This window comes from Candidatus Methylomirabilota bacterium (assembly GCA_027293415.1).
Taxonomy (GTDB): domain Bacteria; phylum Methylomirabilota; class Methylomirabilia; order Methylomirabilales; family CSP1-5; genus CSP1-5.
The window spans coordinates 1-13,785 of the sequence record JAPUFX010000115.1 but is presented as its reverse complement, the minus strand read 5'-3'; the positions used below and the strand labels follow the sequence as shown (position 1 = coordinate 13,785).

14 protein-coding genes are annotated in these 13,785 nt (G+C 59.3%); 7 read left to right on the top strand and 7 right to left on the bottom strand.

Features of this window, described 5'->3' with window-relative positions:
• The 5 genes from acnA to O6929_08350 form a co-directional block, all read right to left on the bottom strand.
• The coding region (gene acnA / locus O6929_08370; protein MCZ6480401.1) for an aconitate hydratase AcnA at positions 1-1,656 on the bottom strand (1,656 nt) is incomplete at its 3' end.
• Between the two features lie 262 nt (positions 1,657-1,918).
• Positions 1,919-2,305 carry a PilZ domain-containing protein gene (locus tag O6929_08365; GenBank protein ID MCZ6480400.1) on the bottom strand — a complete coding sequence of 129 codons (387 nt, stop codon included), beginning with the start codon at positions 2,303-2,305 and terminating at the stop codon, positions 1,919-1,921.
• Positions 2,306-2,687: 382 nt separating this feature from the next.
• Complete coding sequence (locus O6929_08360; GenBank protein ID MCZ6480399.1) at positions 2,688-3,413, bottom strand: DUF72 domain-containing protein; 726 nt, start codon at positions 3,411-3,413, stop codon at positions 2,688-2,690.
• The gene (locus tag O6929_08355) at positions 3,413-4,087 is read right to left on the bottom strand and encodes a TrkA family potassium uptake protein (protein MCZ6480398.1); all 675 of its coding nucleotides are present in this window, start codon (positions 4,085-4,087) and stop codon (positions 3,413-3,415) included. The genes O6929_08360 and O6929_08355 overlap by 1 nt, the downstream gene beginning before the upstream one ends.
• A 9-nt stretch (positions 4,088-4,096) precedes the next feature.
• On the bottom strand, positions 4,097-5,479 hold the full coding sequence (locus O6929_08350; protein MCZ6480397.1) for a TrkH family potassium uptake protein: 1,383 nt from the start codon (positions 5,477-5,479) through the stop codon (positions 4,097-4,099).
• Between the two features lie 91 nt (positions 5,480-5,570).
• On the opposite strand from O6929_08350, the gene O6929_08345 reads away from it, so the two are divergent.
• From O6929_08345 to O6929_08335, 3 genes are all read left to right on the top strand, one after another.
• Positions 5,571-6,839: an NAD(P)/FAD-dependent oxidoreductase gene (locus tag O6929_08345; protein ID MCZ6480396.1), complete on the top strand. Its 1,269-nt coding sequence runs from the start codon at positions 5,571-5,573 to the stop codon at positions 6,837-6,839.
• A 115-nt stretch (positions 6,840-6,954) separates the two neighbouring features.
• Positions 6,955-7,191 carry a glutaredoxin family protein gene (locus tag O6929_08340; protein ID MCZ6480395.1) on the top strand — a complete coding sequence of 79 codons (237 nt, stop codon included), beginning with the start codon at positions 6,955-6,957 and terminating at the stop codon, positions 7,189-7,191.
• Between the two features lie 106 nt (positions 7,192-7,297).
• Entirely contained in the window at positions 7,298-7,603 is a 306-nt protein-coding gene (locus O6929_08335; GenBank protein ID MCZ6480394.1) for a DUF393 domain-containing protein, read from the top strand.
• Between the two features lie 17 nt (positions 7,604-7,620).
• Here O6929_08335 and O6929_08330 read toward each other — a convergent pair whose 3' ends face one another.
• Positions 7,621-8,037: an arsenate reductase ArsC gene (locus O6929_08330; GenBank protein ID MCZ6480393.1), complete on the bottom strand. Its 417-nt coding sequence runs from the start codon at positions 8,035-8,037 to the stop codon at positions 7,621-7,623.
• Positions 8,038-8,373: 336 nt separating this feature from the next.
• On the opposite strand from O6929_08330, the gene O6929_08325 reads away from it, so the two are divergent.
• The 4 genes from O6929_08325 to pyrE all read left to right on the top strand — a co-directional run bounded on the left by O6929_08325 (position 8,374) and on the right by pyrE (position 13,389).
• A complete protein-coding gene (locus tag O6929_08325; GenBank protein ID MCZ6480392.1) occupies positions 8,374-9,771 on the top strand; it encodes an ATP-binding protein in 1,398 nt (465 codons plus the stop codon).
• 162 nt (positions 9,772-9,933) lie between these two features.
• The gene (locus tag O6929_08320) at positions 9,934-11,568 is read left to right on the top strand and encodes a phosphoenolpyruvate carboxykinase (protein MCZ6480391.1); all 1,635 of its coding nucleotides are present in this window, start codon (positions 9,934-9,936) and stop codon (positions 11,566-11,568) included.
• On the top strand, positions 11,565-12,491 hold the full coding sequence (locus tag O6929_08315; protein MCZ6480390.1) for a cation diffusion facilitator family transporter: 927 nt from the start codon (positions 11,565-11,567) through the stop codon (positions 12,489-12,491). The genes O6929_08320 and O6929_08315 overlap by 4 nt, the downstream gene beginning before the upstream one ends.
• A 316-nt stretch (positions 12,492-12,807) precedes the next feature.
• Positions 12,808-13,389 (top strand): orotate phosphoribosyltransferase, encoded by a 582-nt coding sequence (gene pyrE, locus O6929_08310; GenBank protein MCZ6480389.1) that lies wholly within the window; start codon positions 12,808-12,810, stop codon positions 13,387-13,389.
• Between the two features lie 123 nt (positions 13,390-13,512).
• On the opposite strand, the gene O6929_08305 is transcribed toward pyrE, so the two are convergent.
• Positions 13,513-13,785 (bottom strand): SDR family NAD(P)-dependent oxidoreductase (locus O6929_08305; GenBank protein ID MCZ6480388.1); only part of this gene is annotated, 273 nt, incomplete at its 5' end.

The following is a 13,785-nucleotide window of genomic DNA, read 5'->3' as shown; positions in this document are numbered from 1 at the left end:
CCCTCCGTCCTGGATGGCGCGCGAGATCGGTGGCGGGAGCGGCCCGCTGTTGCCGATGCAGGTCGTGCACCCATAGCCGACCACGTGAAAGCGAAGTGCTTCGAGGAAGCGATCGAGCCCTGCCTCCTTCAGGTAGTCACTTACGACCTTCGAGCCTGGAGCCATGCTCGTCTTGACCCAGGGCTTCGAATTGAGGCCCCGCTCCACGGCCTTCTTGGCTAACAGCCCGGCCGCCATCATGACCGAGGGGTTCGAGGTGTTCGTGCAGCTCGTGATGGCCGCGATCACGACCGAGCCGTGGCGGAGGGTGAACTCATCGCCGTTGAGCCGCGTGCGGACGCCAGCCGCCTCTCCTTCTGCCTCAGCCACCGCCACCCCTGTTGGTTTTCCCCCTTCGTCCTCCAAGCGGCTCAATTCGACGCCGGGTGCCTTGGCCCGTCCGGCCGCGGCCTTGAGCATTGTCGGAAGTTCCTGATGGAAGGAGCGTTTAACGTCACTCAGTCTCACCCGGTCCTGGGGGCGGCGAGGCCCGGCAAGGCTGGGCTCGACCGTGCCAAGATCGAACTCGAGGACGTCTGAATACTCCGCCTCCGGGGTATCGGCCGTATGAAAGAGCCCTTGCGACTTCATGTAGGCCTCGACGAGCCGGACCTGCTCGGGAGAACGGCCGCTGAACGCGAGATAGTGCAGCGACTCCGCGTCCACCGGAAAGATCCCGCAGGTAGCCCCGTACTCCGGGGCCATATTGCTGATTGTGGCACGATCCGCGAGCGAAAGTTGCTCAAGGTCCGGTCCGAAAAATTCCACGAACTTGCCCACCACGCCTTTCTTCCGGAGAATCTCCGTGACCGTGAGGACCAGATCGGTGGCTGTGGCCCCCTCGCGCAGACGGCCGACGAGACGAAACCCGACGACCTGAGGGATCAGCATTGACAAAGGCTGGCCGAGCATGACCGCCTCGGCCTCGATCCCGCCAACGCCCCAGCCGAGCACGCCGAGGCCGTTGATCATGGTGGTGTGTGAGTCAGTGCCGACCAGGGTGTCAGGGTAAGCGACGGGATTTCCGCCGCCATCTTGGGCGGACATCACCACGCGGGCCAGGAACTCGAGATTGACTTGATGAACGATCCCGGTGTTCGGGGGCACCACCCGGAAGTTGTCGAACGCCTTTTGCCCCCAGCGCAGGAACGCATACCGCTCGTGGTTACGCCCGAACTCCCGTTCCGCGTTGATCCGAATGGCGTCGGGCAATCCGAAGGCGTCCACTTGGACGGAGTGGTCGATCACGAGTTCGGCTGGCTGCAGGGGATTGATCTTCTTGGGGTCACCCCCCATCCGCTTAATCGCATCCCGCATCGCCGCGAGATCGACGACCGCAGGGACGCCGGTAAAGTCCTGCATCAGCACCCGTGCCGGAGTGAAGGCGATTTCGCGGGTGGAGGGAGCCTTGGGATCCCAGCGGGCGACGGCCTCGATCTCCTCCGCCGTGACGACCGCCCCATCCTCGCACCGCAGCAGGTTCTCGAGCAGGATCCGCAAGGCATAAGGGAGTCTCGCCATGCCCCATCCGCGTTTCTCCAGGGCCTCGAGTCGCCAGATGCGGTGCTTTGTCCCGCCCACGTCAAGAATGCCGCTCGTTCCGAACGAGTCCTGCATGGTAGTCCCTCCCGGCCGCTCAACAATCGGCCTAGGGCGTGAAGATACTAAGGAAGGAATTCAGCCGGTTTCCTGCTCTAGGCAAGAACACGACTATACCCTAATATATATGCGCTGGGGGATGAGGGCAAGCGAGGACTGCCGCCCGCCCTTTCCTTCACCCTTGAAAGGGAGGGTAGAGGGAGAATGCAAGTTGTGAGGGCCGGGAGGGAAATCGGCCATGCGAGACGAGGCTAAAAAAAGAGTTTCTACCGTTGGCTAGTCACTCGCTGCCCCGTGTTGCCTTATCTTCTCCTCTCAATGAATTGATGTATTCAGAGATCAGTCCTTGAGAGTTCTCGGAGAGTCCCAGAAACTCCAGTCCCGTCCGGTAGACATGTTCCTTCTTCCCTGTGGGCCAGACCTCATAAGATTGAACCTCTGACCGGACTACGCGGCACTTGAGCCTCACCTCCCGTTCGTTGACGAGGACCGTGAGGAACAAGAGGCTTTCGGGCCGGACGGGGTGTACGTGTTCGATCAGGGCCCCCCCCTGACTGATGTTGAGGAAGGAGGCCGTGTGGTTGGGAGCAATCCGCCCCTCGGGCCCCCAGACTCGCCAGCGGGAATGGCGGCGTTGGATTGCGTATACGTGAATGCCTGTATCCATGTCATTCCTCCTCTCACCAGGGATTAAGCACGGCTCAGTGGTGCAGTAGGTTGACGTGGACTTGGGCAGGGTAGGCTGCCGGCTAGACGTGCCCGGCGTTCAGAACAGCCATGGGGAATTGTAGTCTATTCGTAGCCCAGTGTCAGCAGACGAGTCAAGCAAAAAGTGGTGTAAGTTGTTAATTTTTTTGGGTTTGGTGTGGATAAAGCTGTGGATATGCCAGCGAGGGGCCTAGGAGTAGAGGATGTAGATATGTTGATAACTCGTCAAGATTAGTCGTGTTTCCCTTTCAAATCCCGGTGGACCACCATGTGTTGTCGATTCAAGCAAACGCACGAGTGGTTGATGGAAACCCCTCGGGGCGCATCCCTCGGGATAAAGATCAGCCGACGAGCTCGCGAAGCCGAATGGCATTCGCCACTGCGTACCCGCGCTCGTCGTTGTTGAAATAGCTGTACACGTCAAGACCTTCCGAGAGCCACCTACGGATGCGGCGGGCCGACACCCGAAGTTCCGCCTCAGAATACCTCCCCGCGTATTTAGCCCCAGGCCCGTGAAACCGGATATAGGCGTAGCGGGCGGTGATCACCTCCGGACACGGAAGCTCCTGTAGACTGAAGATGCAGAATCCGAGGCCCCTCTTTCTCAGAATGGCATACACTTCAGGCACAAACCAGGTGGGATCCCGAAATTCAAAGGCGTATCGGTGCCCCGCCGGTAAGAGATCGGCAAAATCCGCCAGCCGCTCCAGATTGCACCTAAAACGAGGCGGGAGCTGGAAGAGCACGGGCCCCAGCTTTTCTTTCAGGATGCTTACGCGCCGGAGGAAACGATTCAAGGCTCCCCGGGGCGCCTGCAGTTTCTTCATGTGGGTGATAAAGCGACTCCCCTTCACCGCAAAAACAAAACGCCGTGGCGTCTCCCGGTACCAGTGACGAAACGTGCTCGCCTCCGGAAGCTGATAGAAAGTGTTGTTCAGCTCCACCGTCTCGAAGAAGGTGCCGTAGTGGTTCAGCCACGCCTCGCCCCGGAGGGCCTTCGGGTAAAAGACACGCCGCCAGTGCGGATAGCTCCAGCCCGACGTCCCGATGTAGGCCCGCCCCCCCATTACTCTTCTGCTGCGCTAAGTTTTCCGAGGTTCTTCTCCTCGCCGATGATGACCAGGATATCTCCTTCCAGAATGACCTCGGCGCCCCACGGGCTCACGACGATGGTCGGTTGCTCGCCTTTCGAAGCCCGTCGAATAGCGAGGACGGTGACTCCGTACTGGGTCCGGAGTTGAAGCTCGGCGAGATTCTTCCCCCACAACTGTTGAGGGGCGCCCACCTCGGCCACCCCATATCCCTCTCCCAGTTCCAGATAATCGAGGATCGAGGGGGTGACCAGGCTCTCCGCAACTCGCCGTCCCATATCCGCCTCCGGAAAAACCACCCGGTCGACTCCCAGCTTTTTCAGGATTCGGCCGTGAAGGGAACCGACTGCCTTCACCACGAGTTGCTTAACCCCGATGTCCTTGAGCGCCATAGCCACCAAAAGACTCGCCTCCATGTCATGGCCCAAGCTCACTACCGCGCAATCCACCGCTCCCACTCCTACTTCCCGAAGAACCTTCTCGTCGGTGGCATCCGCCTGGACTGCCAGCGTGGCGATTTCACGGACCTGCTCCAGCCGCTCTTCCAACCGGTCAATGCAGAGAACCTGACACCCTTTCTCCAGTAACGTCCTGGCCACGGCATACCCAAAGCCTCCCAGGCCGATCACGGCAAATTGCGGCTTAACCATCTTCCCTCCCTAGCCAATAAGGACCTGCTCTTCCAAAAGACGATAACTCGGAGCTGGCTCCTTGGACAAGAGGGCAGCTCCCAGGGTGAGAGGTCCTATCCGGCCCACCAGCATGGTCCCCGCAATGGCGATCTTGCCAAAAGCGGAGAACAGGCTGCAGAGACTGGTCACGAGCCCCGGGGCGCCCGTGGAAAGCCCGACCGTCCCGAACGCCGAGGTCACCTCAAAGAGCGTGGAAAGGTACGAATATCCCTCGCTCACCATAAGCGTCAAGGTCACGACGATAACATAAATAAAGGAGAGGCCTGAAAGGATGAAGGCATCGTTCAGGACCTTCTGTGGCAGCCTGCGGCCCATCAGGTTGATCTCATGGTCACCGCGGAGTCTCCGCCACAAGGCAACGAGAACCGTCCCACACGTCGTGGTCTTGATCCCCCCGCCTGTCCCTCCTGGTGATGCCCCGATAAACATCAGCACGATGAACATAAAGAGGGTGGTTTCACGAAGAACGCCGATCCCGACCGTGTTAAACCCCGCGGTCCGCGGGGTCACCGCCTGAAAGGAGGCGGCCAGCAGCCGTTCCGGAATTCCCAAAGATGCGAGCGTCTTAGGATTGGTCCACTCGAGGAGCAGGAAGAGCAGCACACCCCCGACTAGAAGCGCTGCCGTCGTCCCGAGAACCAGGCGTGTGTGGATCGAGAGGTGCTCGGTCACCCGCTCCCGCCGTCGCTCCAGAAGTTCGTTGATCACGAGGTAGCCCATCCCTCCCAGAATGACGCTCACCACCACGGTAAGGTTCACCACCGGGTCGGCGACGTAGCCTGCCAGATTGTCGGAGAAGAGGCTGAATCCCGCATTATTGAAGGCAGAAATCGCATGAAACAGCCCGAGAAAAAAGGCCTGACCTATCGAGTGTTCTACACTAAATCGAAGCGTAAGAATAACAGTCGCGATCCCCTCGGCAAGGACGGTAATCAGCAAGACCCGCTTGAGAAACCGGACCACCCCCTCGAGGGTCAGCATCCCGACCGCCTTTTGCAGAACGAGCCGCTCCCGCAAGGAGACCCGCCGCCTGAGGAGTAGGGCAATGAAGGTCGAGACGGTCATGTATCCAAGCCCCCCTACCTGGATCAAGGCCAGGATCACCCCGTGGCCGAAGGGGGACCAGAAGTGGGGAGTATCGACCACGATCAGACCAGTCACGCAGACGGCAGAGGTCGCTGTGAACAGGGCATCGATCAGAGGGGGGCTCTCGCCCACAGCAGTGGCATACGGCAGCATGAGGAGACCGGTCCCCACCAGGATGCACACGCCATAGCCAAGGGCCAGCACCTGGGGTGGGGACAGCGGCCGCTCTGCAAGATTAGTGACGCTTCTCGCAATACGGCTCAAGGCTTTTCCTGTCCTTTCGGGGTTTTATGCTTCGCCTCCGCCCCTGTCAAGGACTTTTCCCGCAGTGCAGAATTGGAGAAGAGACACAGAAATGGTAGCATGGGCAGAGGAGCTTGTGATGTCAACAGTTGCCATCTTAGGAGCGGGATTTGGAGGCCTGTACACCGCCCGCCTTCTCGAAAAAGAACTGCGGGGGAAGAAAGAGGCAGAAATTGTCCTCATCGACCGCCACAACTTCCACCTTTTCACCCCCATGCTCCACGAGATCACGGCCGGCAAGATCGAGCCCAGGCACGTAGTATGGCCTGTCCGCCTCCTCGGGCGTCGGTGGCGACTTACTTTCCTGGAGCGACGGGTGGAGGCCATCGATCTGGATGGGCGGCGGATCCTCACCGACCGTGGAGCAGTGAAGTACGACCTCTTGGTCCTGGCTCTCGGGAGCGTGACGAACTTCTACGGACTGCATCCCCCTCCCCAGCTCTTCCAGTTTAAGGAATTGCGGGATGCCGTGCGGCTCCGTAACCACCTGATTGAATGCTTAGAAGGGGCGGAACAGGAAACGGACCCCGCACGGCGCCGAACACTCCTCACCCTTGTTTTGGTGGGTGGGGGATGTACTGGAGTCGAGCTGGCTGCCGAGATCCACGACCTGATTTTCAAGAGCTTGCTCCGATTCTACCGCCACATCGACCCAAAAGAGATCCGGATCCTGCTGCTCGAGGCGACCCCGCGGATCATCCCCTGTGTGGGTGAGAGCCTGGCCCAACTGGCGCTCGAAACGCTGCGACAGAAAGGGGTCGAGGTGAAGCTCGAGACCCCGGTGGCCGAGATGATGCCGGACGGCGTGGTCCTGACCACTGGCGAGAAGATCCGTGCGGACACTCTTATCTGGACCGCCGGGGTCCGGGCAAACCCGGTCATCGAGGCGCTGCCAGTCGCCAAGGACCACCTGGGGCGAGTGCGGGTGAATGAGCATCTCCATCTCCCGGATCACCCTGAAGTCTATGCCCTCGGAGACTGTGCGCATTTCTTGGACCCCTCTACCGGCCAGCCCCTACCCCCCACGGGCCAGGTCGCGCTACAACAGACGAAAACGGTCGCCGCAAACATCGCACGGCACCTCCGGGGTCAGGGCGTGCTCGCCTTCCGGTACCAGCATCAGGGGGACCTGGTCTCGCTCGGAAGTCGATATGCCGTCGCGGAGATTCGGGGGTACCGATTCGCCGGCCTCTTTGCCTGGGTCCTGTGGCGGACTGTCTTCTGGGCGAAGATGATCGGGGTCAAGAACCGCGTCCGGGTGGCCTTGGATTGGGCCATCGGCCTTCTGTTCGGCCCGGACACTTCGCGGCTCGAGTGGTAGGAGAGATCAGCCCCTTACGGGGAGAAGAATGCACTCTAATATCCGAATCTTCTGTGTCCTTCCAACTGTGTTCTTCTGAACTGGTGCGGTTATGGGGGATAGAAAGGAGGAGATCGTGGCGAAACAGGTGATCGTCTATACCCAGCCCGGCTGAGCCGCCTGTGACCACGAGAAAGAGTTTCTTTCTCAAAAGGGTGTGCAATACGCGGAGAAGAACATCCGAGAAGATCAACAGGCGCTGGCCGAACTGATCAAATTTGGGGTTCGCGCCACGCCGGTCACACTCATCGATGGGGAGGTGATCGTCGGCTTTGACCGGGACAGGATCGAGCAGCTGCTCGGACTCACCTGAACTGAGGATCTTGCCGCCCCACGCATCCGGAGGAGACGGATCAGTGCGGTCAGGACCGCCTAAAGCCACGATCATCTACGACGGCGACTGAGGGCTCTGACGCCGCTTGGCCCGGTGGGTCCACCGGAAGGATCGAGGGAAGCAACTCGAGCTGATCCCTTTCCAGGAGCCGGACCTGGGAGACCGCTTCCCAGGTATATCGCTAGACCGGTGTCGTGAGGAACTACATCTGATCGACGAGGGGGATCACATTTTTACGGGGGCCGCCGCGGTGCGCGAGACCGTGGCGAGGCTCCCCGGCGCATTTCTCAGGACCCTCCCCTTTCATATACCGGGCGGCATGTGGCTGGCGGACCGGGTCTATGGCTTGGTCGCCCGGAACCGCGGTCGGCTTTCGCATTGGTTTAGCTAAACCCAGCCATTAGGTATCTATCCCTTGTTCCCTAACGTCGAATAGAAATCGCGAACACGCCGTTCGATCTCGTCGCGGGCCTGGCGAAAGGCGGCCAGCACGTCTTCGGAGTCCCGTCCAATCAGAGCGCCAGGATCCTCGATACCCCAGTGGAGTTTTTCGACCTGGGGAGAAAGGGCCGGGCAGTGCTGATCGGCGTGACCGCAGACAATGATGACGTAATCAGCCTCTTTGATCATCTCAGCCGTCAACGCCTTCGATGATTGATGAGAGACGTCGATTCCCCGCTCAGCCATCACCCTGACGGTGAGCGGATGAAGCCCCTTCGGGTCGATCCCAGCGCTCGAGGCCTCTCCCTGTCCCGCCCCGTAGTGACAGGCAAAGGCCTCTGCCATCTGGCTCCGCGCTGAGTTCCCTGTGCAAAGAAAAATCACTTTCACCTCAGCATTCCCCCGCGTTGATGATCTGGACCACCTGGCGTATTTTTCCCAGCACGCTGCATGGATAATACCGCCATCCCAATACAAAACACAAGGCCTTATTGACCAAGAAAATCAATAAGTTCCGCACTCCGGCTGCCCCATTTCTTGTGGTCACTTCCGGCGAGAAAAACGGCGTGCTCATAGGCACGCAATTTGCGTAGACGTATGGAGAAACGCCGAACCTCACGCAAATAGAGGCGACAGCTAGGCCTTGGAACCCATGGGTCGAGCACAGTACAGGCACTTCCTCAGCCAATTCGCTGTTGGTAATGGGTCCGGAGCAACGTCATGAAACCAAAGCGTAAGCGGGCGGAAGAAAAGGTGACGGCCCTGTACCGGGCGGGTCTTCATATCCAGGAACCGCTGGAGTTTCAGGAGCGGCTCGACCGCCTCCTGCAGACAGCCCGGACCGTGTTGGAGCTTGACCGGGTCAACATCCTCCTGGCCGATGGAGACGAGCGGTGGCTTCAGACGGTGGCGAGCACCGGGACCACCGAGCCGCTCGAGTGGATCCGGGTCCCGATTGGACCGGAGGGTGGGGGGGTGGCGCAGGCCTACCGGACCCGGCAGCCGGTCGTCTGGGATGGCCGGGCCGGCATGCCCGAGACGATGCGACTGAAGCCCCCCTACGACCGGATCGCGGCCCTCCGATCCCGGGTCTTTGCTAATCTGCCCCTGGTGGTTCACGGCCGGGCCATTGGGGTCTTGGGAGTCGATCGGAAACACAGTCGTCGGCCCCTGGAGCCGGCCACACTGGACCTGCTCAAGCTTTTTGCCGCGCAGGCGGCCCTGGCCATCGAGCACGCCCGCCTCTACGAGGAACAACTGCTGACCGCCCTCGATCTCGAGGAAATGGTCGAGGCTCGGACCGGGGAGCTGCAGGAGGCCAATGCCAGGCTCCAGGAGGCGTTGCGGACGGCTGAGGAGTCCTCGCAGACCAAGTCCAGGTTTCTCGCCACCATGTCCCACGAGCTCCGGACACCGCTGAACGCCATCATCGGCTTCTCCGAACTGCTACAGGATCAGCAATTTGGCTCCCTGACCGATAAGCAGCGACGGTACGTGAGTCATGTGCTTGCCGGCGGACAGCACCTGCTTTCTCTCATTAACGGCATCCTGGACCTCGCGAAGGTCGAAGCGGGAAAGCTCGAAATCCTGCCCGAGTCCTTTCCCTTGCCGGAGACCATACGAGCAGCCCTCGACAGCCTCCGCCCCCAGGCCGAAGCAAAAAGGCTGGAGATCAAGCTCACCCTGGAAACCTCTCCCACGTTCTTGGTGGCTGATCCGGTCCGGTTCCGCCAAATCCTTTACAACCTCGTTTCCAATGCGCTGAAGTTCACCCCCGAAGGCGGCCACATCACGGTGACGAGCCGACCAGCTGGATCCAACGCCGTGGAGATCGCTGTGCATGATACGGGATGTGGGATCAACGCTGAGGACCTCCCGAAGCTCTTCCAGCCCTTCACACAGCTTGATGCCTCCCTCAGCCGGCGCCACCAAGGAACCGGCCTCGGATTGGTCCTAACGAAAAAGCTGGTCGAGCTGCACGGCGGCCTGATCCGCGTCGAATCCGTCGGCGAAGGCCAGGGGTGCACATTCACCGTCACCCTTCCGCTGCAGTCTTCAGCCCCGGCCCCGCCTGGGCCCTCACCGAAGGGAACAGGCGCCAAGGCATTCACCGTGTGAGCGAACGGCCGCCGAGGCACCCACCACCTGCACCCAGATGCAACCCCCCACCCCCTTTTCCCCGAGTCGAGGAATCGCTTGGGAGATGGCCGGTGTTTATATTAGAATACACCCCCATTCCCAGCGGCCATTATGGGCCCAAAAGGCAGGGTCGCTCTCAGAATGTCTGATAGCAAAGGGGTACATACCATGGAACAGCTTGGCCGAATCCCGAGGCACTGCGGACTCGAAACCCATGGCATCCGAAATGTGGATCGTGCGTATTGGAACTTCCCCGCCGCCGCTCTTTATGAAGAGGTAGTGCGACGGCGAGAAGGGGTCTTCGCCCATCTGGGGCCCCTCGTCGTCCGAACGGGTGATCACACGGGCCGTTCTCCCAACGATAAGTTTATCGTCCGAGAGCCCTCCTGCGAGGATAAGGTCTGGTGGGGAAAGGTCAATCGCCCCTTTACGCCTGAGAAATTTGATGGGCTCCACCAACGCGTGCTCGCGTATCTCCAGGGGAGAGACGTCTTCATCCAGAACTGCTACGCCGGGGCCGATCCGTCCCACCGCCTACCGATCCGGATCATCACCGAGACCGCCTGGCACAGTCTCTTCGCCCGGACCATGTTCATCCCGGAGCGCGATCCAGCCAAGCTGGCCGAGCATGTCCCCGAGTTCACTGTCATCAACCTTCCCAACTTTCACGCCCGACCCGAGAGGGACGGGACCAACTCGCAGGTATTTATCGTGGTGCACTTCCAGAAAAAACTGGTCCTCATCGGCGGCACCAGCTATGCCGGCGAAATCAAAAAATCGATCTTCACCATTCTCAACTACGTCCTTCCTCAGTCGCACATCCTCTCCATGCACTGCTCGGCCAATACGGGCGCCGGAGGGGATACGGCCCTCTTCTTCGGTTTATCCGGAACGGGGAAGACCACACTCTCCGCCGATCCCGCCCGGACCCTCATCGGCGATGACGAGCACGGATGGAGCGACCGAGGCATCTTCAATTTTGAGGGAGGATGCTATGCGAAGGTGATCCGGCTCTCCAAAGAGGCCGAGCCGGAAATCTACGAAACCACCAGAAAATTCGGGACGATCCTGGAAAATGTTACCATCGACACCACCACCAGACACCTCGATCTAGACGATGACTCCCTCACCGAAAATACCAGGGCGGCCTATCCCATCGGGTATATCCCGAATGCCACGAAGACCGGTCTCGGGGAGCACCCAAAGAATATCGTCTTCCTCACTGCGGACGCCTTTGGCGTGATGCCCCCCATTGCTCGGCTGAACTCGGAGCAGGCCATGTATCACTTTCTCTCCGGGTATACCGCCAAAGTGGCCGGTACCGAGAAGGGAGTCACCGAGCCGCAAGCAACCTTCAGCACCTGTTTCGGCGCCCCCTTTATGGCCTTGCACCCGAGTGTGTATGCCAAGATGCTTGGAGAGAAGATCGCCAAACATCAGGTCGATGTCTGGCTCGTGAACACCGGCTGGACTGGCGGGCCATACGGGGTGGGACACCGGATGAAGATTGCCTACACCCGCGCCATGGTAAACGCCGCCTTGGACGGTGAGCTCGACGGGGCCCCGACCGAAGTCGATCCGGTCTTCGGCTTCCAGATCCCCACGGCCTGCCCGGAGGTCCCACCCGAGGTTCTGGCTCCACGAAACACGTGGACGGATCCCAAAGCGTACGACGCCAAGGCTAAAGAGCTAGCGGGCAGATTCATCGAAAACTTCCAGCAGTTCGCCTCTGACGTACCAGCAAACGTACAGGAAGGCGGCCCGAGGATGGGTTGAGGTCACCGGAAATACCCAGATCCCCCGGGGAACGGGGGGCGAAAATCCGAAGGGTCCTTGCACTTACCCTCATCCTCAACTGGTCAGTTGCCGCAGTCAAGCTCGGATACGGGGCCTGGTCCGCAACCCTGAGCATGGTTGCGGACGGTTTCCATTCCCTGCTCGATGGTTCTGCCAACATTATTGGCCTCATCGCCATCTCCTTCGCTCTGCTGCCGGCAGACCCCTCGCACCCTTACGGCCACCGAAAGTTTGAAAGCTTCGCCGCGCTAGGGATCTCCCTCCTCCTCCTCCTAGCCGCCTACGAGATCGGGCACGCGACCTTTCGCCGATGGCAGACGAGCACGATACCCCACGTCACCACCATGAGTTTCGTGGTGATGATCGTCGCCATGGCGGTGAGTCTTTTCGTTAGCTGGTACGAGGCCCGGGCCGCCCGACAGCTCCAGAGCGAGGTCCTGGCGGCCGATGCCATGCACACCCGGAGCGACCTCTATGCGTCCCTGACCGTCCTGGCCTCCCTCACCGCGGCCAAAGCCGGATATCCAGGCCTCGATATGGTTGCAGCCCTCTTCATCGTCTTGCTGATCGGGCGAAGTGGCGTCCGGATCATCGGCCAGAGTCTTCACGTCCTATCAGATGCCTCGCGTCTCCCGCCGAGCACCGTGGAAAAGGTAGCCCTAGAAGTCGAGGGGGTCCGCGAGGTCCACGCGGTCCGGAGCCGGGGAACGTCTGATGCCATTTACATGGACCTGCACATTCTGGTGGACCCCACGCTGACGGTGGCCAAGGCCCACGAGATCGCCCACCGTGTGGAGGCCTCCCTCAAGGAGCAGTTCCCCGACGTGGCGGACATGGTGGTCCACGTTGAGCCGGACACTACCGGGGAACGCCGACAATACCGCGAAGACCAGAAATTCTAACCCCCCCAAAAAGTTCCTTCTTTTGTTACGCTTCCTTCAAGCAATCATCGCCTGATGCAGATTTGCGTGACTTCAAAAGGGAGTGTGTGGTCCATGAAATGCATTCAAAATTAATTGAAGAGCTTGAAGCGGAATCAGAGAGCCAGGACCGAGGCTCTATTACCTTGTAAAAAATACTTGACAAGGACTATGGAATGCCAATATTTTGGGGCAGTTAGCGCTGGCTATACTATATGTTGTAGTGAGGTAGCGCTAAGTAGACTAGATACAGGGCCTGCGCTAATATGCACCCCTTTTATGGCGAAGGAGGAGGAGAATGACCAAGGCAGAGAAGCGTCTGCTCGAACTTCTCTACACTCACTCGTACAAAGAAGATCCCAACAGTCCTTTCAAGCTCTCCTCAGGAAGAACTAGTCCATACTATGTCGACGTTAAAAGCACCCTCTCAAGGGCCGAGGGGCTTTATCTAACCGGCCAGATTTTATACATCAGAATCAAAGCCTTCGAGCAAAAAGAAGAGGTCTCGATTGATCTAGTTGGCGGTTTGGAGATCGGGGCAATCCCGATGCTGAACGCAGTAGCCTTACATAGCTACTTGCAACACGAGCCAATCGCTTGGTTCTACGTTAGAAAGACGCCAAAGCCTCATGGATTGCAAAAGTGGGTAGAGGGCTCCGTGAACCCCGACCAAAAAGTAATTATACTCGACGATGTTGTCACCACTGGAAAGTCAACACTTGACGCAATTCATGGGGCAAGAGAGTCTGGATTAGAGGTCGCCAAAGTAATTGTTCTCGTAGACAGACTTGAGGGTGGTACAGAAGAGATTCAAAAGGTCGTTCCCTTTGAATCGGTGTTTACAATAAAAGACTTGCAAGAATACAAGCATCGCGTCTAACAACTCAGCTGAGCACCGTTTGTCTTCTAAGCAGCCGCTTCAAATCACAGTCTAGTCCCCCCCAAACATATCTAAATCTGTTTCAGGAAACTACCGCTGTCGGCGTGCTGGCCCCGAGATGTACTATGTTTCGGCGCTCTCCAGCATCTCACCATACCCTTCACGGAAGGTCGGGTATCGGAATACATATCCTGAGTCAACCAGTTTGGTGTTGCGACAGCGTTTGTTCCCCCGGGGCCGGCGCAGGACGGGGTCGGGAGATTTCACCACTCGAGGAGGAGGGAGACCGAGCTCGGTCGCCAGCCAGCGCAAGACCTCGCTTTCTCCGGCAGGCTCGTGATCCACGCCGATGTAGAGCTGGTCAGGCTGGGACAGCATCATGAGGTGCTGTAGCGC

What these genes read in the sequence shown, in the direction of transcription:
- O6929_08365 (MCZ6480400.1), bottom strand. Translation starts at nt 2,305, where the DNA reads ATGGATACAGGCATTCACGTATACGCAATCCAACGCCGCCATTCCCGC.
- O6929_08360 (MCZ6480399.1), bottom strand. Translation starts at nt 3,413, where the DNA reads ATGGGGGGGCGGGCCTACATCGGGACGTCGGGCTGGAGCTATCCGCAC.
- O6929_08355 (MCZ6480398.1), bottom strand. Translation starts at nt 4,087, where the DNA reads ATGGTTAAGCCGCAATTTGCCGTGATCGGCCTGGGAGGCTTTGGGTAT.
- O6929_08345 (MCZ6480396.1), top strand. Translation starts at nt 5,571, where the DNA reads ATGGTAGCATGGGCAGAGGAGCTTGTGATGTCAACAGTTGCCATCTTA.
- O6929_08325 (MCZ6480392.1), top strand. Translation starts at nt 8,374, where the DNA reads ATGAAACCAAAGCGTAAGCGGGCGGAAGAAAAGGTGACGGCCCTGTAC.
- O6929_08320 (MCZ6480391.1), top strand. Translation starts at nt 9,934, where the DNA reads ATGTCTGATAGCAAAGGGGTACATACCATGGAACAGCTTGGCCGAATC.
- pyrE (MCZ6480389.1), top strand. Translation starts at nt 12,808, where the DNA reads ATGACCAAGGCAGAGAAGCGTCTGCTCGAACTTCTCTACACTCACTCG.